The sequence below is a fragment of the Stenotrophomonas sp. S4 genome, assembly GCF_054187805.2.
Genome location: NZ_CM196188.1, coordinates 1,839,419 through 1,865,295 on the forward strand (window position 1 = coordinate 1,839,419; position 25,877 = coordinate 1,865,295).

Here is a 25,877-nt window from a genome sequence, read left to right on the forward strand (position 1 = left end):
CGCAGCAGGTTCCCTGAGGAGATCGCCATGAAGACCCCGATCCTGATCGCCGGACTCTGCCTGGCGCTGGCCGCCTGTGCGACCACCGGCCGGCTCAGCAGTACCGAGAAACTGGATCTGTACCGTGCCCACGCCGGCGCGCCGCAGAACGACATGCAGTTCTTCGGCAGCCTCAATGGCTGGACCGAGCTGGGTGACAGCGCCCTGGCGGTCTGGACCCGGCCGAGCGAGGCTTACCTGCTGGAACTGAGTGGCCCGTGTCCAGACCTGTCCTACGCCACCGCCATCGGGCTGACCAGCAGCATGGGCCGGGTGTCGTCGCGTTTTGACAAGGTGCTGGTGCGCGACCCGACCGGTGGCCCGCGCATGCCGTGCTTCATCAACAGCATCCGCAAGCTGGACGTGAAGGCGTTGCGCACTTCCGAGCAGGAGCTGCGCCAGGCGCAGGTGCAGGAGCGCGAGGCGGAAACCGCGAAATAGCGTGGTAGTGCCGGCCGCTGGCCGGCATCGTGCAGATGCCAGGTTGCCGGCCAGTGGCCGGCACTACCTGCGTGTCAGGCTTCGGGGGTGAAGCCGGCCGGCTTTTCCGCGTCCTTCTCGAACAGGAACTTGACCAGTTCGCCTTCAAGGAACGCGCGATGCTCCGGGGTGCGCGGTGACAGGCGGTTCTCGTTGATCAGCATGGTCTGGTGCGCCAGCCACGCAGCCCAGGCCTGCTTGCCGATGTTGTTGAAGATGCGCTGGCCCAGTTCGCCGGGGTAGGGCACGAAGTCCAGGCCCTCGGCATCGCGTTGTTCGTACTGGCAGAAGACGGTTCGGGACATGGCACTCACTCGTGGTTGCGGGGTTTCTTGGACGTTCGTTTCGGCGCCTTGATCGCGGCGCCATCGAGCAGCTTGCGGATGGGGGCCGGCAGGCCCAGCGCGGGAAGCTCGTCGGTGGCGACCCAGCGCAGCGTGGGTTCTTCCACGCGCAGGCCGTGTACCTGCCGCGACAGTACCTGCAGGTGCAGCTTGTAGTGGCTGAAGGTGTGCTGCAGCACCGGCAGCTCTTCGGCGTCTTCCAGGGAGCCTTCAACGTGCACGTCGAACCAGTCCTGCAGCTCGCTGCCGGCGTCGGCCTGCGGCAGCGTCCACAGCTGCGCCCAGATGCCGGTGTCCGGCCGCTTCTGCAGCAGTACGCGTTGCTGGGCATCGCGCAGCAGCAGGGCCACTGCTTCGCGCTCGGGCAGGGTCTTGCTGGGCTTGGGCGTGGGTAGTTCAGCGGTGCGGCCTTCGCGGCGCGCCACGCACGCGTCCTGCAGCGGGCAGATCACGCAGGCTGGCCTGGCGCGGCTGCACACCGTCGCACCCAGGTCCATCTGTGCCTGGGTGTAGTCGGCCATGCGCCCGGCCGGCACCTGCGCCACGTGCGCCTCGGCAATGGCCCACAACTGTTTCTCGATGGCCGGCAGGCCGGGAAAGCCGTCGATGCCGTGGTAACGGCTGAGCACGCGCTTGACGTTGCCATCGAGGATCGCGAACGGATCGTTCCAGGCTTGGCTGAGGATCGCACCTGCGGTGCTGCGGCCAATGCCGGGCAGTGCATGCAGTGCATCGAAGTCACGTGGCAGATCGCCGTCGTGCAGTTCCACGCAGCGCTTTGCAGCGGCGTGCAGGTTGCGTGCGCGGGCGTAGTAGCCGAGCCCGGCCCACTGTGCCATCACCGCGTCATTGCTGGCGGCGGCGAGGTCGGGGAGGGTCGGGAAGTGCTTCAGGAACCGCTGGAAGTACGGGATGACCGTGGTCACCTGGGTCTGCTGCAGCATGATTTCCGACAGCCAGACCCGGTAGGGGCTGCGCGGGTGCTGCCAGGGCAGGTCGTGGCGGCCGTGGTCGTCGAACCAGTGCAGCAGGCGGTCGACGAAACCGTCTTCCCGGGCAGTCTTGGCGCTGGCGTTCGGCTGGCGGGGCATCGGTGTTCCAGAGAGGCAGCCACCCGTGGGGTGGCTCTACCGGATTGCAGTAGAGCCACGCCATGCGTGGCTGCACGTGTATCAGGCGCCCAGCGCTTCGGGCAGCAGGGCGTCGACGAAGGCTTCCGGGTCGAACACGCGCAGGTCTTCCGGGCGCTCGCCGATGCCGGCGAAACGGATCGGAATGCCGAACTCGCGGGCCAGTGCGAACACCACGCCGCCCTTGGCAGTGCCGTCCAGCTTGGTCACTACCAGGCCGGTCACGTTCACCGCGGCATTGAACTGGCGCAGCTGCGACAGCGCGTTCTGGCCGGTGGTGCCGTCGATCACCATCAGCACTTCGTGTGGGGCGGTGGGGTCGATCTTGCCGAGCACGCGGCGGATCTTGCCCAGCTCGTTCATCAGGCCGGACTGGGTGTGCAGGCGGCCGGCGGTATCGGCGATCAGCACCGAGGTGCCGCGGGCCTTGCCGGCCTGCAGTGCGTCGAATGCCACCGAAGCGGCATCGGCGTTCTGCCCCTGCGCGACCACGGCCACGCCGTTGCGCTCGCCCCAGGCCTGCAGCTGGGCCACGGCGGCGGCGCGGAAGGTATCGCCGGCGGCCAGCATCAGGCTGTGGCCGTCATCCTTGAAGCGCTTGGCCAGCTTGCCGATGGTGGTGGTCTTGCCGACGCCGTTGACGCCGACGGTGAGTACCACGAAGGGCTTTGCGTTGCGGTCGATCACCAGCGGCTTTGCCACCGGCTGCAGGATCGCGATCAGCTCGGCGCGCAGCGCGGCCAGCAGCGCATTGGCGTCGGCGAACTCGCGCGACTTCATGCGCTTGCGCAGGCCCTCGACCAGCTCGGTGGTGGCGCCCACGCCGACGTCGGCGGTGATCAGTGCGGTTTCCAGCTCGTCCAGCAGGTCGTCGTCGAGCTTGGGGTTGCGCGAGAACAGGCCGCCGAAGCTGCGCGCGATGACGCTGTTGCGCAAGCGTTCGCGCCAGCCGGGCTTGCCGGCAGGCGCCGGGGCGGCATCGACCGAGGCGGCGGCAGGCAGGTCGTCGGAGACCGCTGCTGGGGTCGGTGCAGGCGCAGGTTCCGGCAGTGGCGCAGGCATCGGCTCGATGGCCGGCGCAGCGACAGGGGCGACGTCGATCTGCGCGATCGGGGCCGGGGCAATGGGTGCCGGGACGGCCGGGACCACCGGAGCGGGAGCCGCCGGGGTGGGCTCGACCGTTACCGGGGCGACCGCTGCCGGGGCGACCGCTGCCGGGGGCGGCTCAACGGGGGCAGGTGCGGCCGGCGCAGCTACCGGCGCGGGTTCCTTGTCCTCGACCGGCGCGGCCGACGGGAATGCCGCCGCCAGCTCTTCAGCCGAGTAGTGCTGGGTCTTGGGTGCCTCCGCTGCGGGGGCATCCTGGGGCTTCTTGCGGCGGAAAAAACTGAGCATTGGCAAAAGGCGCTGAAATCAGAGGGATATGCTACCACTCGGGCCTGTCCGGCCGATGTGGACTCAAGGTCGCGGCCCACCGGCCGTTAACCGGTACGGAGGGCTGCGTCGTGCGGCCCGGAGACCGCCATGGACAACGTGATGGGAATCGCCCTCAGCGGGATGCGTGCGGCCCAGCAGGGCGTGCAGGTGGCCGCGCACAACGTGGCCAACCTGGCGACCCCGGACGCCCAGCGCCTGCAGTTGCAGCGCAATACCACCGAGCAGGGTGGGGTGCAGGCTTCGGTGACGTCCACCGGCGCCGATGCCCCCGCGCCGCTGGGTGATCTGCTGGCCGCGAAAGCCGAGGTGGTGGCCTTCGCTGCCAATGCTGCGGTGATCCGCCGCCACGACCAGATGCTGGGCTCGCTGTTGGATCGGGAAGCCTGAGCAACACCGCTTTGGCAGGTGCCAACCGCTGCCCCTGGTGGGCGCCAACCAAGGTTGGCCTCTACCAGGGCAGCAGTGCCAACCAAGGTTGGCACCTACCAGAGCATCGCCAAGCCTTGCCCGGCACCCGATCTGTCGATCAGGCCGACAGTTCCAGCAGCAGCTTGTTCAGGCGCGCCACGTAGGCACCCGGGTCCTTCAGGCTGTCACCGGCGGCCAGTGCGGCCTGGTCGAACAGCACCCGGCCGAGGTCGTCGAAACGCGCGCCATCGGCTTCGGCATCGAGCTTGGCAATCAGCGGGTGGCCAGGATTGATTTCCAGCACCGGCTTGCTGTCAGGCACCTTCTGCCCGCTGGCTTCCAGGATCTGGCGCATCTGCAGGCCCAGGTCCTGTTCGCCGATGGCCAGTACCGCCGGCGAATCGGTCAGGCGGTGCGAGACGCGCACTTCGGCCACGTCATCGCCCAGCACCGTCTTCAGGCGCTCGACCAGGCCCTGCTTGTCCTTCGCCGCCGCTTCCTGCTCCTGCTTGTCGGCCTCGCTCTCCAGCGCGCCCAGGTCGAGGTCGCCGCGGGCGATGTCGACGAAGCCCTTGCCGTCGAAATCGGTCAGGTAGCCCATCAGCCACTCGTCGATGCGGTCGGTCAGCAGCAGCACTTCCACGCCCTTCTTGCGGAACACTTCCAGGTGCGGGCTGTTGCGTACCTGGCTGTAGCTCTCGCCGGTCAGGTAGTAGATCTTGTCCTGGCCTTCGGTCATGCGGCCGAGGTAATCGGCCAGCGACACGCTCTGCGCATCGCCGTCGCCACGGGTGGAAGCGAAGCGCAGCAGGCCGGCCACCTTCTCGCGGTTGTTGTAGTCCTCGGCCGGGCCTTCCTTCAGCACCTGGCCGAATTCCTTCCAGAACGTGGCGTACTGCTCCGGCTTGTCGGCGGCCAGCTTCTCCAGCATGTCCAGCGAGCGCTTGGTCAGCGCCGCCTTCATCGAATCGATGACCGGGCCGGACTGCAGGATCTCGCGCGAGACGTTCAGCGACAGGTCGTTGGAGTCGACCACGCCCTTGATGAAACGCAGGTACAGCGGCAGGAACTGCTCGGCCTGGTCCATCACGAACACGCGCTGCACGTACAGCTTCAGGCCCTTGGGCGCATCGCGGTGGTACAGGTCGAACGGCGCGCGGCCCGGCACGTACAGCAGCGAGGTGTACTCCAGCTTGCCCTCGACCTTGTTGTGGCTCCAGGCCAGCGGGTCGCTGTGGTCGTGCGCGACGTGCTTGTAGAACTCGGTGTACTCGGCATCACTGATTTCGGTGCGCGGACGGGTCCACAGTGCGCTGGCACGGTTGACGGTTTCCCACTCATCGGCGGCGCCTTCTTCACCGCCCTCCTTGGGCATCTGGATCGGCAGGCCGATGTGATCCGAGTACTTCTTGAGGATGCTGCGCAGGCGCCAGCCATCGGCGAAGTCGTGCTCGCCGTCCTTCAGGTGCAGGACGATGCGGGTGCCGCGCTCGGCCTTGTCGACGGTGGCGACGTCGAAATCGCCTTCGCCGCGCGAGGTCCAGCGCACGCCTTCGCCTGCAGCCAGACCGGCGCGGCGCGAGGTCACTTCCACTTCGTCGGCGACGATGAAGGCGCTGTAGAAGCCGACGCCGAACTGGCCGATCAGCTGCGAATCCTTCTTCTGGTCGCCGGACAGCTGGCGCAGGAAGTCGCCGGTGCCGGACTTTGCAATCGTGCCGAGGTGGGCGATGGCTTCGGCGCGGCTCATGCCGATGCCGTTGTCTTCGATGGTGATGGTGTGGGCGGCGGGGTCGAAGCTGACGCGCACGCGCAGCTCGCTGTCGCCTTCCAGCAGAGCCGCCTGGGTCAGGGCCTCGAAGCGCAGTTTGTCGGCGGCGTCGGCGGCGTTGGAGACCAGCTCGCGCAGGAAGATTTCCTTGTTGGAGTACAGCGAGTGGATCATCAGCTGCAGCAGCTGCTTGACTTCGGTCTGGAAGCCAAGGGTTTCGGTCTGGGTGGTCTCGGTCATCGATAAGGCTCCGTGTGCAATGCCGCGCCAGCGCGTGCGGCCTCGCCAAGGGGTATGGCTGATTGTCCCGAAATCAAGGGGTTGGTCGGGCAGGGCTGCGCCCTGCACCCGCAGAGGCCAGAGCAACAGCCGAAGCAACAGCGGGCTATCCGTGGGATGGCGGGGCAGTGTCGGATTGCGGGGACGCCGTGAACCCGTCCTTGGGGGCTTGGCCGCGGCATCCATGCCGCGGACACCCCGCAATCCGACACCGCCCCGCCTTCGACAGTTGGCCGGCGGCCAGTAGATCCACGCCATGCGTGGATGGAATCTCTCAGATATCGAAATCCAAACCAGGGTCAGATCCGCTTTCCGCAGGAAAACGGATCTGACCCCACCTGTATGTCGGGCATCGGATCGCGTCTGGGGTAGAGCCCCCTGAGTCAGGGGGCGGCCGCGAAGCGGCGGGGGTGTGGAAGTTGGTAGGTGGGGCCCGCGTTTCGCGCAGCGAAGCGTGGGAGCGACAGCGCGCATGCGTTGGCGCGTCCCCGGGCGCCGCCCGGCCGAACTACAATCCCGCTCATGCTGAATTTCTCGAATACCTCCCGCCGCCGGGGGCGCCGATGAGCGGTCGTGGGGGCAATGACGGCCAGGTCCGCATCATCGGTGGGCGCTGGCGCAATACCCGCCTGCCGGTGCCGACCCTGCCGGGGCTTCGCCCCAGCAGCGACCGCGTGCGCGAAACCCTGTTCAACTGGCTGATGCCCAGGCTCGGCGGGGCCCGCGTGCTGGACCTGTTCGCCGGCAGCGGTGCGCTGGGGCTGGAGGCGGTCTCGCGCGGTGCCGCCCACGCCACCCTGGTCGAGCGCGATGCACAGCTGGGGCGCAATCTGACCGCTGCGGTGGCCAAGCTGCAGGCCGGCGACCAGATCAGCGTCGTGCAGGCCGATGCCCTGCGCTGGCTGCAGGGCGCACCCGCGCAGCAGGCCGACCTGGTCTTCATCGACCCGCCATTCGCCGATGGCCTGTGGCAGGACGTGCTGGCCCAGCTGCCCCGGCACCTGGCCGCCGATGCCTGGCTGTACCTGGAATCGCCGGCCGGCCACGTGCCGGTGCTGCCGCCGGACTGGCTGCTGCACCGCGAGGGTGGCACCCGCGAGGTGCGCTTTGCCCTGTACCGCCGCGCCACTGCTACACTTTGACCTCATCTGAACATCTGCATCCGCCCATGACCGTGGCCAACCGCCGCATCGCCGTCTATCCCGGCACGTTCGACCCGATCACCAACGGTCACATCGACCTGGTGAGCCGCGCCGCGCCGCTGTTCGAAAAGGTCGTGGTCGGCGTGGCGCAGAGCCCGTCCAAGGGCCCGGCGCTGCCGCTGGAGCAGCGCGTGCAGCTGGCGCGTGGCGCGCTGGCCCACCACGGCAACGTCGAGGTCATCGGCTTCGATACCCTGCTGGCCCATTTCGTACGCTCGGTCCAGGGCGGGGTGCTGCTGCGCGGCCTGCGCGCGGTGTCCGATTTCGAGTACGAGTTCCAGATGGCCAGCATGAACCGTCACCTGATCCCCGAGGTCGAGACCCTGTTCCTGACCCCGGCCGAGCAGCACAGCTTCATTTCGTCCTCGCTGGTCCGCGAGATCGCGCGCCTGGGCGGCGACGTGTCCGGTTTCGTGCCGGCCGCGGTGCTCGAAGCCCTGCGCAAGGTCCGCGAAGCGAAGTCGGCACAGTCGTAAGCCCCGCTGTACCCGCACCCCATTACGTACAACACCACGCACCATTCCGGGAGGAAACCCATGAACACCACCATGCGCGCGATGCTGATCGCTTCGTTGGCCCTGGCCTTCACCGCCTGCAAGAAGGAAGAGGCCGCTCCGGTCGACGAGGCCAAGCAGGCCCTGGTCGCTCCGTCCAAGGACGACGATGCAGGCTGGAAGAAGTACCTGCAGGAAGTGGCGATCCAGAACATGGGCAACATCACCAACAGCCCGTTCCTGTACTACCTCTCGCCGGAATCGGACCCGGACTTCCAGGCCAAGTACGAGCGCCAGACCGAGAGCGCGACCCAGGCCGTGGCCCGTGGCGTGCAGCCGGGCAACATGCTGGCCTTCGGTTCGTCGGCCTCGGGCAAGATGGCTGACATGATCCAGGCCGTGTTCAAGGACGTGTCGCCGGATTCGATGAAGGGCGTGCGCGTCGTCTTCATCGGCCAGTCGGCCGACAACGCCCGCGTGCAGGCTGCGATCCAGCCGACCGGCGCCGAGTACATTTTCGTCGAAGCCAAGTAATACCGAGCCATGGCGGCCATGCTCCGGCATGGCCCGGGCGGCGTCCCGCAAGGACGCCGCTGATGACCTGACCGGCCCGCGCGCCCGCGCTGGCCGGTCCTTTGTCCCAGGGCGCGGGCGAGGAGTATCGCCGTGTCACTGAAAATCAACGAGCTCTGCGTCAACTGCGACGTATGCGAGCCGGCCTGCCCGAACCAGGCCATTGCGATGGGTGAAACCATCTACGTGATCGACCCTGCGCGCTGCACCGAATGCGTGGGTCATTTCGACGAGCCACAGTGCGTGGTCGTCTGCCCGGTCGAGTGCATCGACCCGGACCCGGAGATCGTGGAAACGGAAGACCAGCTGCTGGCCAAGCTGCGCCAGCTGCAGCACGATCACCCCGAACTCTACGCGGAGCCCCCATCCGAATGAAGACGCTGATCGTCCGCCCCCTGTTGCTGCTCGGCCTGATGCTGAGCCCGATCGCCTGGGCCGACAGCCCGGCCCGTGCCGATCGCCCCGATGGCGCGGCCATTGCCAGCGGCCACGCACTGGCCACCCAGGCCGGCATCGACATCCTTGCGCAGGGCGGCAACGCCTTCGACGCTGCGGTGGCGGTGTCGTCCACGCTGGCGGTGGTCGAGCCGATCAGTTCCGGGCTGGGCGGCGGCGGCTTCTTCCTGCTGCACGACGCGGCTACCGGCAAGGATGTGATGCTGGATGCACGCGAGACCGCACCGGCCGCTGCGACCCCGCAGGCTTTCCTGGACAAGCAGGGCAACCTGGACCGTGATCGTTCGGTCAACGGTGCCTGGTCGGCGGGTATTCCCGGCCTGCCCGCAGCGCTGGTCGAACTGTCGGCCAAGTACGGCAAGCTGCCCCTGTCGGCGTCGCTGCAGCCGGCGATCCGCATCGCGCGCGAAGGCTTCCCGGTGTACGACCGCATGGCCAAGGGCTATGCCTCGCGCCGTGAAGTGATGGAGCGTTACCCTGGCACGCGCGAGGTCTACCTGCGCAACGGCAAGCCGATCGCCACCGGTGACCTGTTCAAGCAGCCGGAGCTGGCGCAGACGCTGGAGCGGCTGGCTGCCGGTGGCTTCGATGGCTTCTACAAGGGCCAGACCGGTTCGCTGCTGCTGGCCGGCGTGAAGCAGGCTGGTGGCAAGTGGACCGCCGAAGAGCTGGCCGGCTACCGCGTGAAGCAGCGCGAGCCGATCGTGTTCAACTACAACGGCTGGAAGATCACCACCGCGCCGCCGCCGTCGTCCGGTGGCATCGCGCTGGCCAGCATGCTGCAGATCCTGGAAGGCTGGGATATCAGGAAGATGGACCCGGCGCACCGCACCCACCTGGTGGTGGAGTCGATGCGCCGCGCCTACCGCGACCGCACCTTCTTCCTCGGTGATCCGGACTTCGTGCAGATCCCGCAGAAAGTGCTGATCAGCAAGGACTACGCGCAGGGCCTGCGGGCGACCATCCATCCGGAGAAGGCCACGCCCAGCGACCTGCTGTCGGGCAACCCGACGCCGTTGGAAGACGACGAGACCACGCACTTCTCGATCATCGACCGCGATGGCAACCGCGTTGGCGCCACCCAGACCGTCAACCTGCTGTATGGCTCGGGGCTGATTCCCAAGGGCACCGGCGTACTGCTGAACAACGAGATGGACGACTTCGCGCTGAAGCCGGGCACGCCCAACGCGTTTGGCGTGATGGGCTACGAGGCCAATGCGCCGAAGGCTGGCAAGCGCATGCTCAGCTCGATGACGCCGACCTTCATGGAGAACGCCGACAAGGTGGTGGTGCTGGGCACCCCAGGCGGCAGCCGCATCATCACCATGGTGCTGCTGGGCATCCTCGGCTACGACGCCGGCCTGGACGCACAGCAGGTGGCCGCGCTGCCGCGCTACCACCATCAGTGGCTGCCGGACCTGATCGAGGCCGAGGACGATGCATTCGACGCGGCGACGGTGAAGCAGCTGCAGGCGATGGGCCACAAGATCGACCTGCCGGGTGACGTCGCCGCAGGCGGCCGCGGATCCAGCCACGTGTGGGGCAACCTGCAGACCGTGGAATGGGACCGCAAGGCGAACAGACTGTTCGGTGGCAGCGACCCGCGCAACCCGGTGGGCAGCGCCCAGGTCGTACCGGCGCGCTGATCCGGTCGCGCCGGCCGCTGGCCGGCAATCTGGCAGATCATCGAAACCCCGCCTTTGTCGGCGGGGTTTTCTGTTTCCTTTCTAGCGATTATTTAACGAGCCGGCGCCGATAATCGACGCATGAAACTCTGGTCTATTCGTGGAAACTCGCAGCGCCTCGATGGCGGCGCGATGTTCGGCAACGCACCGCGTGCGTTATGGGAAAAATGGGCGGCACCGGACGAGCTCAATCGCATCGAGCTGGCCTGCCGTGCGCTGCTTGCCAGCCCGCTGGAAGGCAAGACGGTGCTGTTTGAAACCGGCATCGGTGCATTCTTCGACCCGCGCATGCGTGAGCGCTACGGCGTGCAGGAAAGCCAGCACGTGCTGATCGATTCGTTGCGCGAAGCGGGTTTCGAGCATGAGGACATCGATGTCGTGGTGCTCAGCCACCTGCACTTCGATCACGCCGGCGGACTGCTGGCGGCATGGAGCGAAGGGCGTGAGCCCGAGTTGCTGTTCCCCAACGCAACCTACGTGGTCGGCGCACAGCATTGGCAGCGCGCCGTGCATCCGCACCCGCGTGACCGGGCCAGCTTCATTCCGGAGCTGCCTGGCCTGCTGCAGGCCAGTGGCCGGCTGGAAGTGGTGGACGGGGAGTACTCGAAGATCCTCGGCCGCAGCGTGCGCTTCAGCTACAGCGACGGGCATACGCCGGGACTGATGCTGGCCGAGATCGTCGGTCACGCGCATGCAGGCGAGGGTGCGCACGGTGGCGTGGTGTTCTGTGCCGACCTGATTCCAGGGCGTTCATGGGTGCACGTGCCGATCACCATGGGTTACGACCGCAACGCCGAACTGCTGATCGACGAGAAGCGGCAGTTCCTTGAAGACAAGCTGGCGCGCAACGTACGGCTGTTCTTCACCCATGACCCGCAGGTCGCGCTGGCGCAGCTCGGGCGCGATGACAAGGGGCGTTTCGTGACCCTGCACGAGCAGGGCGAGCTGAAGGCGCGCGCCCTGGGGTAATGAAAAGGCCGGGCAATGCCCGGCCTTCCACTGACGCGGCAGATCCACGCCATGCGTGGATGGCGCCCTGCAAGAGACAGGCGTCAAGACGCCTTCAGGCAGCTGCTCATGAAGGTCTTGCGCGCATCACCGGCCAGCTTCTTGGCGCCCGCGTCGGCGTTGCACTTGCGCATGCGTTCCTGCTGCGCATTGGCCGGCTTGGAGTCGGCAGCGTGGCCGCTGAGGCAGGAACTCTGCGCGGTCTTGTAGGCATCACCCTTCAAGCCCTTGTTCTTGGCCGAGCATTCGGCCATGCGCTGCTGCTGCGGGGTGGTGGCGTTGGCAGCCAGGGGCAGGCCGACCAGCAGGGCGGCGGCCAGCAGGAAAGAGGCTTTCATCAGGGTGCTCCAAGCGGTGGCGGGTGCGCGGAGCATTCGCTTCCGGCCCGCAAGGCCACGTGAAGAATCGCGCCTCGGCTGCGTCCGCTTGCATCGGCATTCAGATCGGCGTATTACTTAGCCATATGGGTAAGTATGATCCCGCCATCCAGGAAGTCTTCCACGCACTGGCCGACCCGACCCGTTGCGCGATCGTGGCCGCGCTGGGGCAGGGGCCACGCACGGTGTCGGTGCTGGCCGAGCCTTTCCAGATGGCCTTGCCCTCGCTGATGAAACATCTGGCCGTGCTGGAACGCAGCGGCGTGGTGCGCAGCCACAAGCAGGGGCGCATACGCACCTGCGAACTGGTGCCGGCGCGGCTGGGCCAGGCCGAGCAGTGGCTGGCCGAACAGCGTGCCGTGTGGGAGGCGCGCGCCGACCGCATGGTCGATTTCGTCGAAACCCTTCACCGACAGGAGCAGGCCCGTGGCCGTAGACGCAGGTAACAACCCCGATACCGATCTGGTCATCAGCCGTGTGTTGAACGCACCGCGCGCGGCTTTGTGGCGGGCGTGGACCGACCCGGAACTGCTGCGCCAGTGGTGGTGCCCGGAGCCGTGGACCACCGAGGTGCGCGCATTCGACCTGCGCCCCGGCGGGGCCTTCCACACCTTCATGCAGGGCCCGGATGGCGGCAGCAGTGACAATCCGGGCAGCTTCCTGGAGATCGTGCCGCAGCAGCGCCTGGTGTTCACCTCGATGCTGGGCGCAGGCTGGCGGCCGCAGTCACCCTGGCTGGGCTTCACCGCCATCATCACCATGGAGGACGAGGGGCAGGGCTGCCGCTACACGGCGCGGGTGATGCACCCGGACAAGGCCCTGCGTGACCAGCATGAGCAGCTGGGCTTCTTCGACGGCTGGAACACCGTCATCGGCCAGCTGGAAACCTTCGCAGCCGGGCTGTAGGCCGGAATGCGGGATGGGGTCAGATCCCTTTCGCAGAAAGGGCTCTGACCCCGGCTCGCCGGCTCAACCGACGCGGGTACCGAAGATGCGGTCACCGGCGTCGCCCAGGCCCGGCAGGATGTAACCCTTGTCGTTGAGCTGGGCATCGATGGCCGCGGTGTAGATTTCCACGTCCGGGTGCACGGCCTTGACCGCTTCGATGCCTTCCGGCGCGGCCACCAGGAAGATGCCCTTGATGCGGCGTGCGCCGGCACGCTTGAGCATGTCGATGGTGGCGATCAGGGTGCCGCCGGTGGCCAGCATCGGGTCCAGGATCAGCGCGTCGCGCTCTTCCAGGCGGCCGGTCAGGCGCTCGAAGTAGGGCACCGGCTGCAGGGTTTCCTCATCGCGCTGCAGGCCGACCACGCTGACGCGGGCGGCGGGGATCAGTGACAGCACGCCGCTGAGCATGCCCAGGCCGGCACGCAGGATCGGCACCACGGTGATCTTGGCGCCGGCAATGCGCTGCACCGTGACCGGGCCGGCCCAGCCGGGCAGGGTGTGCGGCTCGGTGTCCAGGTCGGCGGTGGCCTCGTAGGCCAGCAGCGTACCCAGCTCGTTGGCCAGTTCGCGGAAATCCTTGGTGCTGAGCGCGGCATTGCGCATCAGGCCGATCTTGTGCTGCACCAGCGGGTGGCGCACTTCGACGATCTTCATGGTCGGGAAGGGGGAAAAGGAGAGAGGACGCCATTTTGCCGGATTGGCGTGTCGAACCCCAAACCGGGCCCCGAGCCGCCGTACATGAAATGTGCAGATGCATGTCACGGTCATGCAACCTTGCGGACATACCGTGCAGACCCATTCTTAACAGGAATGGGGATTCCCAGTGCATATCAAGACTCCGTTGGCCGTTGCCATCACCCTGACCCTGGCGATGGGGGCCGCAGCCCCGCTGCAGGCCGCCGGGCAGCAGGCGGTAGCCGCCACCGGCGCCGTGGCGGCCGACGCGGTCGACCTGGATCGCATTGAAGTGCGCGCCCAGCTCGAATCGCAGATCCGTGCAGTCGACCTCAAGCGCAGCAGCGATGCCATCGAGGATGCGGTGTCCTCCGATGCCCTGGGCCAGTACCCGGACAAGAACGTGGCCGAATCACTGCAGCGCCTGCCGGGCGTCAGTGTGACCCGCGACCAGGGCGAAGGCCGCTTCGTGGTCATTCGTGGCCTGGATGCCAATCTCAACAGCGTCAGCGTGGACGGCATCGCCATCGGCACGCCGGAAGATTCCAGCCGTGCCGCGCCGCTGGACGTGATCCCCTCCGATTCCACCGAGCGCCTGCGCGTGGTCAAGTCGCCGACCCCGGACATGCCGGGTGATGCCATCGGTGGCGCCGTGCTGGTGGAATCGGCGTCGGCCTTCGACCGCGACGGTCGCAGCCTGCGCGGCAAGATCGAGGGCAGCCACCAGCAGCTGTCCGGCGAGACCAGCCCCAAGGCCGCCTTCAACTACAGCGAGGTGTTCAACGATACCTTCGGCGTGGCGCTGGGCGTGAACTACCAGAAGCGGAAGTTCGAGTCGGACAACACCGAAGTGGAGTACGACGGCGAGGACGATGCCGCCCCCGGTGACGTGACTGCGATCAACCTGCAGCACCGCAAGTACGAGATCGAGCGCAAGCGCATCGGTGCCAACCTCAACCTCGACTGGCGTCCCAACGAAGACAGCAAGTACTACCTGCGCACGCTGTACAGCCAGTTCGATGATGCGGAGACCCGCCAGCGCGTGATTTTCAACTTCGACGACGCGAAGATGGTCAAGACCGGCACCGACCAGTACCGCCTGGACGGCATGCCGAAGGATTCTATCGACAAGCGCATGCGCTACCGCACCAAGAAGGAAAACACGTTTGCGGCCAGCCTCGGTGGCGAGAACAAGCTGACCAACGCCGTGGTCGATTACCGGATCGGCTACACCCGTACCGAAGAGCGCGTGAACGACGAGATGGAGGCGCGCTTCAAGCTCAACGGCAAGGTCTTCAACGGCACCCTGGACCAGAGCAGCCGCCTGCCGAGCTACAGCTTCGACAACCCGCAGTGGCTGGACAACAGCAACTACGCGTTCGACCGCTTCGTGCTCTCGCCCAAGCAGGTGAACGACAAGGAACACAGCGCACAGGTCAACGTGCGCTTCGACGGCGACAGCAGCAGCATCAAGTTCGGCCTGCTTGGCCGCTGGCGCGACCGCGACGTGAATGTGGATGAGCGCGAACTGCGTGTCGGCCCGAAGGTGGCGCTGTCGAGCTGGACCACTTCCTCGCCGGAGCATCGCCACGGCAACATGGGCGATGGCATGGACTCGGCCGCGATGCGCGCGTTCTGGGCGGCCAGCGGCAGCCAATACAGTGCCCGCCCGCAGGACGTCGGCGGCAATGCAATGACGTCGCTGGAAGAGGATTACGTGGCCAGCGAGGACATCTTCGCCAGCTATGCCATGGGTACCTGGGACGTGGGCGCACTGCGCATCATCGGCGGCGTGCGCGTGGAGAACACCCGCTTCAAGGCGGTCGGCAACCAGGTGGACGTGGCCGCCAACGGCCGCAGCTTCACCGTCACCCCGCGCGTGGCCAACAGCAGCTACACCAACGTGCTGCCGGGCCTGCACCTGCGCTATGACGCGGCCGATGACTGGGTGCTGCGCGCCTCGGCCAACAAGACCGTATCGCGCCCGTCCTTCGGCGACGTCTCGCCGCGCGTGGGTTACAGCCGGGGTGACGAGGAAGTGCGCCTGGGCAATCCGGAACTCGATCCGTACGAGTCGAAGAACATCGACCTGTCGGTGGAGAAGTACATCGGCAGCAGCGGCATCGTTTCGCTGGGCCTGTTCCACAAGTCGATCGATGGCTACATCGTGGAAACCGTGCGTACCAATGATCCGGCCTACGGTGGTTTCGACGTGACCCAGCCGATCAATGGCCGCAAGGCCACCGTGCGTGGCGCGGAATTCAACTGGCAGCAGCAGCTGGCCTTCCTGCCGGACGGCCTGGATGGCCTGCTGGTCGGTGCCAGTGGCACCTGGCTGGATACCAAATTCGATGCCGGCATCAAGGATCGGGAGGGCGAGGACTTCACCCTGCCGCGTGCCTCCAAGCATGTCTACAGCGCGCACATCGGCTATGAAAAATATGGTGTAAGCACGCGCCTGGCGGCGGTGTACCGCAGCGAGTACCTGGACAGCATCGGCAAGGGGCGCGCATTCGACATCTATGTGGCACCCAACACCCAGCTCGATTTCTCGCTGGATTACAAGTTCACCCCGCGCGTGAGCGTGTACTTCGAAGCGCAGAACCTGCTGGACAAGCCGCTTGAGCTGTACCAGGGCACGCGTTCGCGCACCCTGCAGATGGAAGAGTACGGCCGCACCTATGCGCTGGGCCTGAAGGTGGCGCTGTGATGGGGCGTGGCGTCACTGTCCTGGCCGCCGCGCTGGCGGCCACGCTGGTCGCCGGCTGCACGCCGGCCACCGGCACCGATCCGGTTGCGGGAGCGGTCGCGCCGGCCGCCAGCGGCGGGCGCGTGGTGACCACCATCGCCGAGGCCTTCCTTTCCCCGATGACCCCGGCCGACAACATCGACTCGCCGGCGGCCTGGCGCGCGCCGGACGGCACGCTGTGGCTGATCGCCACCGCCAAGGCCACCGACAAGCTGGTGGTCTACGACGGCAGCACCGGCCAGCACCTGCGTGACGTCGGCAGCAGCGGCACCGCACCGGGGCAGTTCGACCGCCCAAACGGCATCGCGGTGACCGACGACCTGCTGTGGATCGTGGAGCGCGACAATCACCGCGTGCAGGTGCTGAGCCTGCCGGACTTCACGCCGCTGGCGACGTTCGCTGCGGACGACCTGCGCAAGCCGTACGGGCTGTGGGTCGACCGCCGTGCCGATGGCTACAGCGTCTACGTCACCGACTCCTGGGACAACGGCGAGGATGCGCAGGGGCGTGACATCCTGCCGCCGCTGGCCGAGCTGGACAAGCGCGTGCGCCAGTACCACGTGACCCGCGATGGCGCCAAGGTCGAGGCGAAGCTGGTGGCCAGCATCGGCGATACCACCGAAGCCGGTGCGCTGCGCGTGGTCGAGTCGATCTGGGGCGACCCCGAGAACGACCGGCTGCTGATTGCCGAAGAGGACGAGAGCTACGCCAGCGAGTTCAAGGTCTACACGCTGGCCGGACGCTTCACCGGTACCACCTTCGGCCGCGACGTGTTCAAGGCGCAGGCCGAAGGCGTGACCCTGCGCACCTGTGGCGAGGACGGCTGGTGGATCACCACCGAGCAGGGCAAGCAACGCAGCGTGTTCCACCTGTTCGACCGGCACACGCTGAAGCCGGTCGGCGCGTTCCAGGGCAACACCGTGGCCAACACCGATGGCATCTGGATGATGCAGCAGCCCAGCGCGCGCTTCCCGCACGGTGCGCTGTATGCGGTGCATGACGACCAGGGCGTGGTGGCGTTCGACTGGGAGAGCATCGCCAAGCAGCTCGCGCTGCCGCTGGAGTGTGGCGCATGAGCCGGCAGTGCGTGATGCGCGCGCTGGCGCTGGGCCTGCTGCTGGCGCTGCCGTCGCTGTCGTTCGCGGCGGCCGAACCGAATACCCAGGTGCCGGCGGGTAGCCGCCACTACGCAGCGACGTCGGTGCCGGACCGCATCGTCGCCTCGCCCTCGGCTGATCCCAGCCACGGTTTCGCCGTGGCCTGGCGTACCGATGGCAGCGTGCAGGCGCCACTGCTGGAGATCGCGCTGGCCGCAGATTCGCCGGCCATCGAGGGCATCCGCCAGGTGCGTGCGACGACGCGTGCGCTGCAGACCGAGAACGGGCTGTCGCACCATCACCGTGCCGACATCGATGGCCTGCAGCCGGACACCCAGTACGTCTATCGCGTGCAGGGCAATGGCAGCTGGAGCGCCTGGAACCAGCTGCGCACGCTGGCCGGCGCCGACCAGCCGCTGACCCTGCTGTACTTCGGCGATACCCAGAACAAGAACGTCAGCCATGTCAGCCGCGTGGTGCGTGCCGCGCAGAAGGCTGCGCCGCAGGCGCGCATGAGCCTGTTCGCCGGTGACCTGGTCAGTGGCGGCGACAACATGGACGACAGCGAATGGGGCGAGTGGTTTGCCGCCACCGGCTGGCTGGCGCAGGAAACGCTGGTGGCCCCCGCGATCGGCAACCATGAGTACTTCGAGGAATTCGAGGACACCCCGCAGGAGCGTCGCGTGCTGGGCCGGCACTGGCCGGTGACCTTCGCGCTGCCGGGCAATGGCGCCACCGCCGCGCAGCAGACCAGCTACTGGTTCGATGCACAGGGCGTGCGCGTGGCCGTGGTCGATGGTACCTCGGCACTCGACCTCGGCACGGCCAAGGCGCAGGCACAGTGGCTGGATAAGGTCCTGACCGGCAACCCGCAGCCATGGACCATCGTGCTGCTGCACCAGCCGTTCTACTCGCCGCGCGAAGGGCGCGAGAACGCCGCGTTGCGTGACGTGCTGCTGCCGGTGGTACGCCGCCACAACGTCGATCTGGTGCTGCAGGGCCACGATCACACCTATGGCCGCCGTGGCGAAGGGCAGGCCGCGACGCCGCAGTATGTGGTGACCGTGGCCGGACCGAAGCAGTACCGCCTTTCCGACGAAGCGCGCAGGACGATGGACCCGGTGGCCGAGGACACCCAGCTGTTCCAGGTGCTGAACATCGACCCGCAGCACCTGCGCTATGAAGCACGCACCGTGACCGGCCGTCTTTACGATGCCTTCGAACTGCGTCGTGATGCCAAGGGTGGAAAGCAGCGCACGGAGCTGACCGAAGGCCGCATCGCACCGCGCGACTGCCCGCGTGCGCAGACCGCCACGGGTCGCGCCGACCGCTGCTGGGAATGACGAGATGCCAATGACCACGCTCCGACGAATCCTTCCTGTCGCTGCCATCGGCGCCGCGCTGCTGTTACTGGCCAGTGCGGTGACGGCCGCCGATACCGTGCTGCATCCGTTCCTGGTCGCCCAGCCGAAGCAGGCCCCGCAGGAGGTGAATCTGGCGGTGGAGATTCCGGCCGGCAGCTTCACCAAGTACGAGATCAAGGAAGACGGCCTGGTACACGTGGATCGCTTCCAGTCGATGCCGGTGGCCTATCCGGCCAACTACGGCTCGATGCCGCGCACCCTGGCCGGTGACAACGATCCGCTGGATGCGCTGGTGCTGACCCGCGAACCCCTGCACCCAGGCGTGATCGTGCGCTTCCGGCCGATCGGTTACCTGAAGATGATCGATGGCGGCGAGCACGACGAGAAGATCATCGGCGTGCCGACCGACAAGGTCGACCCGACCTACGCCAGCATCCGCGACCTGGCGGATCTGCCGGAGGTCGAGCGCCAGCGCATCGAGGCGTTCTTCCGGGTCTACAAGGACCTGCCGGCCGGGCGCAACCCGGTGCAGCTCAACGGCTGGGGCAATGCTGCCGAGGCGCGCACGCTGATCATCGAAGCGATGAAGCGCTTCGAAAAGTAGATCCACGGCATGCGTGGATTCAGTCCAGCAACGTCTCGATGAACGACTCGGCCTGCATGCGGTCGCCCAGTACCCGGGCCACCGCCTGTACGGCTGCCTCCTGGTATTCAGGACGGATGCCGCCATCGTCATCGTCGTTGTAGAGGTCATCGCCGGCATCGAGGTACACCGTGCCTGCAGCAGCCAGAGCCGCCATCAAGGTCGGCACATCGGTAGTGATCTCGCCGGCATCCAGCAGGCCGGCACCGTGGTGGCTGAACAGCACACGGCCGTCGTCCAGGTCGAGGATGAACGGATCAGCGCCGCGATCGGCAATCACCAGCCAGTTCGATGGCCAGTCGTTGATCCGTTCGCCGCTGATGCCGTGCCATCGATAGCCGGCCTGCTGGCTCCACAGGCGTTGCAGTGGCGGTATCCAGACATCAAGGCCGGGAACGGTGATGCCGGCGCGGCCAACTCTGGCATTGATCTCTTCGCCCAGCGGCCCGACCTGCGCGTAGAAGCACGCCAGTGCCGGGGGCAGCGGGAACGGGCCCTGCCAGTCACGCTCGTGCTGGGCATGCAGCAGCCCGAAGCGGGCGAATGAGGCGTGCAGATCATCCATGTCAGAGCCCAACGGGTAGCGGCCGTGCAGTCTAGCAGACGGCGTCTGCGCGCATCTCCTTCACCGCCGCTGGCTATGATGTGCGCCTTCCACAACGAAGGCGGTGCACGTGTCGGTAGCGTTGGTATGGTTCCGCCGTGATCTGCGGCTGCAGGACAATCCGGCCCTGCAGGCCGCGCTGGATGCGGGCCACGACGTGGTGCCGGTCTACATCCATGCGCCGCACGAGGAAGGCGAGTGGGTGCCCGGTGCGGCCTCCGATGCGTGGCGCCACCGTTCACTGGGCGGATTGGATGCGGACCTGCGCGCGCGTGGTTCGTCGTTGGTGCTGCGCAGCGGTGACAGCCTGCCGATCCTGCAGTTGCTGATCGAGCAGACCGGCGCCGAGGCGGTGTACTGGAACCGCAAGTACGAACCGGCCACCCAGCCACGCGACGCGACCATCAAGCGTACGCTGCGCGAGCAGGGCATCGACGCGCAGAGCTGCAATGGCAGCCTGCTGTTCGAGCCCTGGGACATCGCGACCCAGCAGGGCCAGCCGTACAAGGTGTTCACGCCGTACTGGCGCAACGTACTCAGTCATTGGCGCCTGCCGGCGCTGCAGGCCGCGCCGCAGGCACTGACGCCACACACGGTCGACAGCCTCGCACTGGATGATCTCCAGCTGGCACCGACGCTGGACTGGGATACCGGCTTCTGGGAGCACTGGCAGCCGGGCGAGGCCGGTGCGCTGGAGGCACTGTCCGTGTTCGAGGACGGTGCATTGCGCGGCTACCGTGAACAGCGCGACCTGCCGGATCGCGTGGGGACCTCGCGGCTGTCGCCGCACCTGCATTTCGGCGAGATCGCGCCGTGGCGCATCGCCCATGCGCTGGAGGGGCTGCGCAGTGCAGGCACTGACGCCGACATCGACGGTTACCTGCGGCAACTGGGCTGGCGCGACTTCGCCTATCACCTGCTGCATCACTTCCCGAAGACGCCGACCGACAACCTCAACCCGCGCTTCGATCGCTTCCCATGGGCAACGCCCAGTGACGCTCAGCTGCACGACTGGCAACGCGGCAACACCGGCGTGCCGATCGTCGATGCCGGCCTGCGCGAGCTGTGGCACACCGGCTACATGCACAACCGGGTGCGGATGATCGTGGCCAGCTACCTGTGCAAGCACCTGCGCGCGCACTGGCTGCATGGCGCGCGCTGGTTCTGGGACACCCTGGTCGATGCCGACCTGGCCAACAACACGATGGGCTGGCAATGGGTGGCCGGGACCGGCGCCGATGCCGCGCCGTATTTCCGCGTGTTCAACCCGGTGACCCAGGCCGAAAAGTTCGATCCGCAGGCCCGTTACATCAGTCGTTGGGTGCCCGAACTGGCCGCGCTGCCGGTGAAGGCGCGCTTCGCGCCGTGGCAGCATCCACTGCTGCTGGCCGCGCATGCCCCCGGCTATCCGCGCACCCCGTTGGTGGACCTGGCCGCCGGTCGGGATGCCGCGCTGGCCGCCTACCGGGAGACGGGGGCAGGGTAAAGCGCGGGATGAGCGATCCAGTCAGTTAGCTGAACGCGGCCCTGTCGCCGCGCCGCATCATCATCCCGACATCGCATTGGGCTGTTTATTCTCTCTGCGCCCGCAAGCCGCCGGCCCGACCGGAAACCAAGGAGAACCACATGATCCGCAACACCACCCGCAACGTCGCACTGGCCCTGATGAGTGCGGCCGTCCTGTCGGCCTGCGCCACCGGCGGCTCCTACGTGCAGAGTGACCAGTACGGCAACCCGACCGAGCAGCAGAACCGCACCGGCCGCAATGCGCTGATCGGCACCGCGATTGGTGTGGCCGCCGGCCTGCTGACCGGCGACAGCGCTACCGAGCGTCGTCAGCACGCGCTGATCGGTGCCGGTATCGGCGCGCTCAGCGGCGCTGCCGTCGGCCAGTACCAGGATCGCCAGGAACGCGCACTGCGCGAGCGCACCGCCAACACCGGCATCGATGTGCAGCGCCAGGGCGACAACATCATGCTGAACCTGCCGGATGGCATCACCTTCGATTTCGGCAAGTCGACCCTGAAGCCGCAGTTCTACGGCTCGCTCAACGGCGTGGCAGGCACCCTGCGTGACTACAACCAGACCATGATCGAAGTGGTCGGCCACACCGACAGCATCGGCAGCGACGCGGTCAACAACCGCCTGTCGAAGGAACGCGCCGACTCGGTGGCGCAGTACCTGATCGGCCAGGGCGTGCAGAGCGTGCGTATCGAAACGCTGGGCGCCGGCAAGTCGTATCCGATTGCCGACAACAGCACCGATGCCGGCCGTGCCAAGAACCGTCGCGTCGAAATCCGCGTGATTCCGCTCAAGCAGTAACGCATAGCGTTACTGCTGTTCCGGCGTAGCCGGAACGAAAATGCCGCCCTTGCAGGCGGCATTTTCTGTAGGTGCCGAGCTTGCTCGGCACGCCGACAGCGCTCCCGGTGGCGGCTTTTCCGAATGGCGCCGACCAAGGTCGGCACCGTTCAAAAAACCAAGTCGAGCGAGCTCGACTCTACAAAACCCGGTTACGCCGCCGAAGCAGCGACCTTCTCCAGGATGCGCTTGCCGCTGCTCTCCAGCGCGGCGTCTTCCTTTTCCTTCTGCTGCTGCGCCAGCTTCGCGCCCGGGCACTGCGCCAGCATGTAGTTGGCGTCGAAGTTGAGCTTTTCCACCAGGAAATCGACGAACGCACGCACCTTCGGCGAGACCAGGCGGCCACCGGCGAACACGGCGTTGAAGTCCACTTCCGGGCCGGTCCAGCCGGCCAGCACGCGCCGTACCATGCCCGACTCGACGAACGGCTTGGCCATCACATCACCGGTCAGCAGCAGGCCTTCGCCACATACCAGTGCACCATTCAACGCGGACATGTCGTTGGCCGTCATCAGCGGGGTGACCGGGAAGTCGCGCAGCTCGCCGCCGTTCTCGCCCAGCTGCCAGGTGAAGCGTGGTGAATTACCGGTGTGGTACGGCTTGCGCATCGCCAGGATGCGATGGAACTGCAGCTCTTCCGGATGCAGCGGCTCGCCATAGCGCTCGATGTAGGCCGGGCTGGCGAACACTTGCGTGCGCAGGCTGCCGAGCTTGCGCGCGACCAGGTTGGAATCGGGCAGGGCACCGACACGCAGCGCCAGATCCGCCTCACCGGCGATCAGGTCCAGCTTCTCGTTGCCCATGTGCATGTCCAGGCGGATCTCTGGATACTGCGCATGGAACTGGCCCAGCAGCGGGGCGATCCAGGTGATGCCGATCGAGTAGGGCACGGTGAAGCGCAGCCAGCCGCGCGGGCCGGACTGCAACTGGCTCACCGCGCTCTCGGCTTCTTCCAGCTCGCGCGCGATGCGCTGGCAATGTTCGTGGTAGATCGAGCCGGCTTCGGTCAGGCCGAGGCGGCGGGTGGTCCGGTGCAGCAGTCGCGCGCCCAGGCGCGTTTCCAGCTCCTGCACTTTGCGGCTGACCGTGGTCTTGGGCAGGCCGAGCGATTTGGCAGCGGCAATGAAACTGCCTTGCTCGACCACTTTGACGAAGATCAGCGTCTCGTTGAGATCGTGGGACATGGTCGGGGATCCTGGACGTCGGGGATGGGACAATCGTGACAGAACGATTGGACCGGGAGCGGGATGATTATTCCCCTTAATCAGGACTAATCAAGTAAAGGTTTGAGGTCTATCGTGGCGCCATTCGTGAAATGGAGCCCCCTCGCCATGAGCCTGCGCAACATTCTTGCCCGCTTCCGGCATGCCGGCCAGAACGCCCTGGACCTGGCGATGACCGTCGAAGCTCGTCCGAGTTCCTTGGTACACAAGGATTTTCGTGAGTTTACCGCGCCCATGCGTCAGCAGCGTGGCGGCGTCATCCGCCTGGTCCCACACAAGGGCGACCGACTGCGTCGAATTGGGACTATCCCGGATTTGGGAGGAAATGTCCCGTGAATGGGATACTGACGCCCGAAGTTCTGGTCCTCGGCGGCACCGGTGCCGTGGGCCAGGGCGTGGTCGGCGCCCTGCTGGAGGCCGGCAGCCCGGTACTGGTGGTCGGTCGCGATCCGGGCCGGCTGGCGGCGCTGCATGAGCAGTTCGCCGATGAGCCGGGCCTGGAAACCGTGCTGGGTTCGCTCAGCGATGACGGCTCGGCACGGGCGTTGGCCGAACGCATCGCGCAGCGGCCGCGTCCGTTGGCTGCAGTGATCGCCGCGATGGGCGGCCCCTACCGTCGCGGCCGCGTGGTTGACCGCAACGGCGACGAACTGCTCGGCGCGCTGCACGCCGACCTGATGCCGCACGTGCACGCCGTGCGCCATCTGCTGCCGCTGCTGCAGGACAACATGCACGCGCGCCGCTACGTGATGATCGGCAGCCCGGCCGCAGTCAAGCCGTGGGCCGGTTACGGCGAAAGCTCGATCACCGCCGCGGCGATGCGCATGTACGCGCAGGTGGTGCACCAGGAAGCGCAGGCGATCGGCGTGCGCGCGCAGATGCTGGAAGTCTGCAGCCCGGTGTGTACCCCGGCCAACGCGGCCAACGCCTGCATCGAGTGGCCCAGCTCGCTGCTGGTCGGTCGCCGCGTGGTCTCGCTGCTCGATGGGTGTCGCGACAACCGCGCCATCGTCCGCTGTGACAGCAGCGATGCCGAACTGCCGCGCGGCCTGCTGCACCTGGAAGTTCCTCCGCTTTGGCGCGACACCGCAGGCGTTGCTTGACCTCGACCATGGTTGAGGTCGCAGTATGCGCCGCCGATTTTCGCAACACCTTCTCATATAGCTGTACCACCCCTCCGTACGGATGCATGCCATGACTTCCCCCAACACCACCCCACATCGTTTCGGCCATCGCATCGCGATGGTCGGCGTGTCGATCCTCGCCGCGGCCGTGCTTGCAGCCTGCAGCGGCGGCCATGCCGAAGAAGCCGGTGCACCGCCGCCGCCGCAGGTCAGCGCCGCGCCGGTGCTGGTCAAGCAGGTCAGCCAGTGGGACGAGTTCAGCGGCCGCGTCGAAGCGGTACAGAGCGTTGAACTGCGCCCGCGCGTGTCCGGCTACATCGACAAGGTCAACTACGTCGAAGGCCAGGAAGTGAAGAAGGGCGAAGTGCTCTTCACCATCGACGCGCGCAGCTACCAGGCCGAATACGATCGTGCCGCCGCCGAGTTGGCCCGCGCCCGCACCCAGGCCACGCTGGCCCGCAGCGAGTCCGAGCGTGCCAAGCGGCTGTCCGAGCAGCAGGCGATCTCCACCGAGACCGCCGAGCAGCGTCGCGCTGCCGCCGACCAGTCCGGTGCCGCCGTGCAGGCGGCGCAGGCTGCGCTGGATGCGGCCCGCCTCAACCTGGAGTTCACCAAGGTGCGCGCACCGATCGACGGCCGCGCCGGCCGCGCGATGGTCACCGCCGGCAACCTGGTCACGGCCGGCGACAGTGCCAGCGTACTGACCACGCTGGTCTCGCTGGATACCGTGTTCGTCTACTTCGATGCCGACGAAAGCACCTTCCTGCGCTACGCACAGATGGCACGCAAGGGCGAGCGCCCGAGCGAGCGTGACAGCGAACTGCCGGTGAAGGTCGGCCTGTCGGGCGAAGAGGGCTACCCGCATGCGGGCAAGGTCGACTTCCTCGACAACCAGGTGGCGCGCAGCACCGGCACCATCCGCGTCCGCGCGCTGCTGGACAACGCCGACCGCCAGTTCACCCCGGGCCTGTTCGCCCGCGTGCAGCTGCTCGGCAGCGGCCAGTTCCAGGCCCTGCTGATCGACGACAAGGCCGTGCTGACCGACCAGGACCGCAAGTACGTGTACGTGGTCGACAAGGATGGCAAGGCGCAGCGCCGCGACATCCAGCTTGGCCGCACCGCTGAAGGCCTGCGCATCGTCGAGCACGGCCTGGCCGCCGGTGACAAGGTGATCATCGACGGCGTGCAGAAGGTCTTCATGCCGGGCATGCCGGTGCAGGCCAAGGCCGTGGCGATGCAGCCGCAGGCTGCGCCGGCACCGGGCCGCGATGCCACCGCCGCACTGAACCACTGATCCGCGTCCCCGCTTAGCTGCCGGCGCCAGCGGCAGCCTTCCCTGCCTTCGTCGTCCCGACGAGGGGCAGGGTGGCTGTTGCCCGCCGAATGCCTTTCCCAGGAATTCCTCC

At 67.0% G+C, this 25,877-nt stretch carries 27 protein-coding genes; 19 read left to right on the top strand and 8 right to left on the bottom strand.

The window, feature by feature from the left end:
* Nucleotides 1-27 precede the first annotated feature (27 nt).
* Nucleotides 28-480, top strand: a complete 453-nt coding sequence (locus ACUZUJ_RS08550; RefSeq protein ID WP_075674751.1) for a DUF6491 family protein — start codon at nucleotides 28-30, stop codon at nucleotides 478-480.
* Nucleotides 481-554: 74 nt separating this feature from the next.
* On the opposite strand, the gene ACUZUJ_RS08555 is transcribed toward ACUZUJ_RS08550, so the two are convergent.
* From ACUZUJ_RS08555 to ftsY, 3 genes are all read right to left on the bottom strand, one after another.
* Nucleotides 555-824: an oxidative damage protection protein gene (locus ACUZUJ_RS08555; protein ID WP_004153160.1), complete on the bottom strand. Its 270-nt coding sequence runs from the start codon at nucleotides 822-824 to the stop codon at nucleotides 555-557.
* A gap of 5 nt (nucleotides 825-829) precedes the next feature.
* Entirely contained in the window at nucleotides 830-1,954 is a 1,125-nt protein-coding gene (mutY, locus tag ACUZUJ_RS08560; protein WP_458220394.1) for an A/G-specific adenine glycosylase, read from the bottom strand.
* A gap of 81 nt (nucleotides 1,955-2,035) precedes the next feature.
* Entirely contained in the window at nucleotides 2,036-3,388 is a 1,353-nt protein-coding gene (gene ftsY, locus ACUZUJ_RS08565) for a signal recognition particle-docking protein FtsY (RefSeq protein WP_458220395.1), read from the bottom strand.
* A gap of 129 nt (nucleotides 3,389-3,517) precedes the next feature.
* Between ftsY and ACUZUJ_RS08570 the strand changes: the two genes are divergently transcribed.
* On the top strand, nucleotides 3,518-3,817 hold the full coding sequence (locus ACUZUJ_RS08570) for a hypothetical protein (RefSeq protein ID WP_458220396.1): 300 nt from the start codon (nucleotides 3,518-3,520) through the stop codon (nucleotides 3,815-3,817).
* 139 nt (nucleotides 3,818-3,956) lie between these two features.
* Here the strand turns inward: ACUZUJ_RS08570 and htpG are convergent, their stop codons facing one another.
* Nucleotides 3,957-5,849, bottom strand: a complete 1,893-nt coding sequence (gene htpG / locus ACUZUJ_RS08575; RefSeq protein WP_458220397.1) for a molecular chaperone HtpG — start codon at nucleotides 5,847-5,849, stop codon at nucleotides 3,957-3,959.
* A gap of 602 nt (nucleotides 5,850-6,451) precedes the next feature.
* On the opposite strand from htpG, the gene rsmD reads away from it, so the two are divergent.
* The 6 genes from rsmD (at nucleotide 6,452) to ACUZUJ_RS08605 (ending at nucleotide 11,267) form a co-directional block, all read left to right on the top strand.
* Nucleotides 6,452-7,030: a 16S rRNA (guanine(966)-N(2))-methyltransferase RsmD gene (rsmD, locus tag ACUZUJ_RS08580; RefSeq protein ID WP_101765275.1), complete on the top strand. Its 579-nt coding sequence runs from the start codon at nucleotides 6,452-6,454 to the stop codon at nucleotides 7,028-7,030.
* A 26-nt stretch (nucleotides 7,031-7,056) separates the two neighbouring features.
* On the top strand, nucleotides 7,057-7,566 hold the full coding sequence (gene coaD / locus ACUZUJ_RS08585; protein WP_014036814.1) for a pantetheine-phosphate adenylyltransferase: 510 nt from the start codon (nucleotides 7,057-7,059) through the stop codon (nucleotides 7,564-7,566).
* A 60-nt stretch (nucleotides 7,567-7,626) separates the two neighbouring features.
* The gene (locus ACUZUJ_RS08590) at nucleotides 7,627-8,118 is read left to right on the top strand and encodes a hypothetical protein (protein WP_004153167.1); all 492 of its coding nucleotides are present in this window, start codon (nucleotides 7,627-7,629) and stop codon (nucleotides 8,116-8,118) included.
* 132 nt (nucleotides 8,119-8,250) lie between these two features.
* A complete protein-coding gene (locus ACUZUJ_RS08595) occupies nucleotides 8,251-8,532 on the top strand; it encodes a YfhL family 4Fe-4S dicluster ferredoxin (RefSeq protein ID WP_004153175.1) in 282 nt (93 codons plus the stop codon).
* Complete coding sequence (gene ggt / locus ACUZUJ_RS08600; protein ID WP_458220398.1) at nucleotides 8,529-10,259, top strand: gamma-glutamyltransferase; 1,731 nt, start codon at nucleotides 8,529-8,531, stop codon at nucleotides 10,257-10,259. Before ACUZUJ_RS08595 ends, ggt begins: the two co-directional genes overlap by 4 nt.
* A 120-nt stretch (nucleotides 10,260-10,379) precedes the next feature.
* The gene (locus ACUZUJ_RS08605) at nucleotides 10,380-11,267 is read left to right on the top strand and encodes an MBL fold metallo-hydrolase (protein ID WP_101765277.1); all 888 of its coding nucleotides are present in this window, start codon (nucleotides 10,380-10,382) and stop codon (nucleotides 11,265-11,267) included.
* Nucleotides 11,268-11,350: 83 nt separating this feature from the next.
* Here the strand turns inward: ACUZUJ_RS08605 and ACUZUJ_RS08610 are convergent, their stop codons facing one another.
* The gene (locus ACUZUJ_RS08610) at nucleotides 11,351-11,644 is read right to left on the bottom strand and encodes a PsiF family protein (protein WP_049445544.1); all 294 of its coding nucleotides are present in this window, start codon (nucleotides 11,642-11,644) and stop codon (nucleotides 11,351-11,353) included.
* 59 nt (nucleotides 11,645-11,703) lie between these two features.
* On the opposite strand from ACUZUJ_RS08610, the gene ACUZUJ_RS08615 reads away from it, so the two are divergent.
* Together ACUZUJ_RS08615 and ACUZUJ_RS08620 are read left to right on the top strand one after the other, a co-directional pair.
* Nucleotides 11,704-12,129, top strand: coding sequence for an ArsR/SmtB family transcription factor (locus tag ACUZUJ_RS08615; RefSeq protein WP_259337449.1), 426 nt, complete (start codon nucleotides 11,704-11,706; stop codon nucleotides 12,127-12,129).
* The gene (locus ACUZUJ_RS08620; protein ID WP_049445461.1) at nucleotides 12,110-12,589 is read left to right on the top strand and encodes an SRPBCC family protein; all 480 of its coding nucleotides are present in this window, start codon (nucleotides 12,110-12,112) and stop codon (nucleotides 12,587-12,589) included. The genes ACUZUJ_RS08615 and ACUZUJ_RS08620 overlap by 20 nt, the downstream gene beginning before the upstream one ends.
* Nucleotides 12,590-12,652: 63 nt before the next feature.
* Here the strand turns inward: ACUZUJ_RS08620 and upp are convergent, their stop codons facing one another.
* Complete coding sequence (gene upp / locus ACUZUJ_RS08625) at nucleotides 12,653-13,285, bottom strand: uracil phosphoribosyltransferase (RefSeq protein WP_005409099.1); 633 nt, start codon at nucleotides 13,283-13,285, stop codon at nucleotides 12,653-12,655.
* A gap of 217 nt (nucleotides 13,286-13,502) precedes the next feature.
* On the opposite strand from upp, the gene ACUZUJ_RS08630 reads away from it, so the two are divergent.
* From ACUZUJ_RS08630 to ACUZUJ_RS08645, 4 genes are read left to right on the top strand one after another with little or no spacing between them, the layout of a single operon-like run.
* Nucleotides 13,503-16,016: a TonB-dependent receptor gene (locus tag ACUZUJ_RS08630; RefSeq protein ID WP_458220470.1), complete on the top strand. Its 2,514-nt coding sequence runs from the start codon at nucleotides 13,503-13,505 to the stop codon at nucleotides 16,014-16,016.
* Entirely contained in the window at nucleotides 16,016-17,131 is a 1,116-nt protein-coding gene (locus ACUZUJ_RS08635) for an NHL repeat-containing protein (protein ID WP_049445457.1), read from the top strand. The genes ACUZUJ_RS08630 and ACUZUJ_RS08635 overlap by 1 nt, the downstream gene beginning before the upstream one ends.
* A complete protein-coding gene (locus tag ACUZUJ_RS08640) occupies nucleotides 17,128-18,495 on the top strand; it encodes a purple acid phosphatase family protein (RefSeq protein WP_119007682.1) in 1,368 nt (455 codons plus the stop codon). Before ACUZUJ_RS08635 ends, ACUZUJ_RS08640 begins: the two co-directional genes overlap by 4 nt.
* A 10-nt stretch (nucleotides 18,496-18,505) precedes the next feature.
* Nucleotides 18,506-19,120, top strand: coding sequence for an inorganic diphosphatase (locus tag ACUZUJ_RS08645; RefSeq protein ID WP_458220399.1), 615 nt, complete (start codon nucleotides 18,506-18,508; stop codon nucleotides 19,118-19,120).
* A gap of 19 nt (nucleotides 19,121-19,139) precedes the next feature.
* Here ACUZUJ_RS08645 and ACUZUJ_RS08650 read toward each other — a convergent pair whose 3' ends face one another.
* Nucleotides 19,140-19,724 (bottom strand): SMI1/KNR4 family protein, encoded by a 585-nt coding sequence (locus tag ACUZUJ_RS08650; protein WP_101765282.1) that lies wholly within the window; start codon nucleotides 19,722-19,724, stop codon nucleotides 19,140-19,142.
* A 109-nt stretch (nucleotides 19,725-19,833) separates the two neighbouring features.
* On the opposite strand from ACUZUJ_RS08650, the gene ACUZUJ_RS08655 reads away from it, so the two are divergent.
* Together ACUZUJ_RS08655 and ACUZUJ_RS08660 are read left to right on the top strand one after the other, a co-directional pair.
* On the top strand, nucleotides 19,834-21,249 hold the full coding sequence (locus ACUZUJ_RS08655) for a cryptochrome/photolyase family protein (RefSeq protein WP_119007684.1): 1,416 nt from the start codon (nucleotides 19,834-19,836) through the stop codon (nucleotides 21,247-21,249).
* Between the two features lie 140 nt (nucleotides 21,250-21,389).
* Nucleotides 21,390-22,085: a YiaD family glycine zipper/OmpA-like lipoprotein gene (locus ACUZUJ_RS08660; protein WP_010484399.1), complete on the top strand. Its 696-nt coding sequence runs from the start codon at nucleotides 21,390-21,392 to the stop codon at nucleotides 22,083-22,085.
* Between the two features lie 191 nt (nucleotides 22,086-22,276).
* Here the strand turns inward: ACUZUJ_RS08660 and ACUZUJ_RS08665 are convergent, their stop codons facing one another.
* Nucleotides 22,277-23,308, bottom strand: a complete 1,032-nt coding sequence (locus ACUZUJ_RS08665; RefSeq protein WP_005409107.1) for a LysR family transcriptional regulator — start codon at nucleotides 23,306-23,308, stop codon at nucleotides 22,277-22,279.
* A gap of 147 nt (nucleotides 23,309-23,455) precedes the next feature.
* On the opposite strand from ACUZUJ_RS08665, the gene ACUZUJ_RS08670 reads away from it, so the two are divergent.
* From ACUZUJ_RS08670 to ACUZUJ_RS08680, 3 genes are all read left to right on the top strand, one after another.
* On the top strand, nucleotides 23,456-23,683 hold the full coding sequence (locus tag ACUZUJ_RS08670; protein ID WP_014036825.1) for a hypothetical protein: 228 nt from the start codon (nucleotides 23,456-23,458) through the stop codon (nucleotides 23,681-23,683).
* Nucleotides 23,680-24,450, top strand: coding sequence for an SDR family NAD(P)-dependent oxidoreductase (locus tag ACUZUJ_RS08675; RefSeq protein ID WP_049445448.1), 771 nt, complete (start codon nucleotides 23,680-23,682; stop codon nucleotides 24,448-24,450). Before ACUZUJ_RS08670 ends, ACUZUJ_RS08675 begins: the two co-directional genes overlap by 4 nt.
* Nucleotides 24,451-24,541: 91 nt before the next feature.
* Nucleotides 24,542-25,765 (top strand): efflux RND transporter periplasmic adaptor subunit, encoded by a 1,224-nt coding sequence (locus ACUZUJ_RS08680; RefSeq protein ID WP_014036827.1) that lies wholly within the window; start codon nucleotides 24,542-24,544, stop codon nucleotides 25,763-25,765.
* Nucleotides 25,766-25,877: the final 112 nt, after the last annotated feature.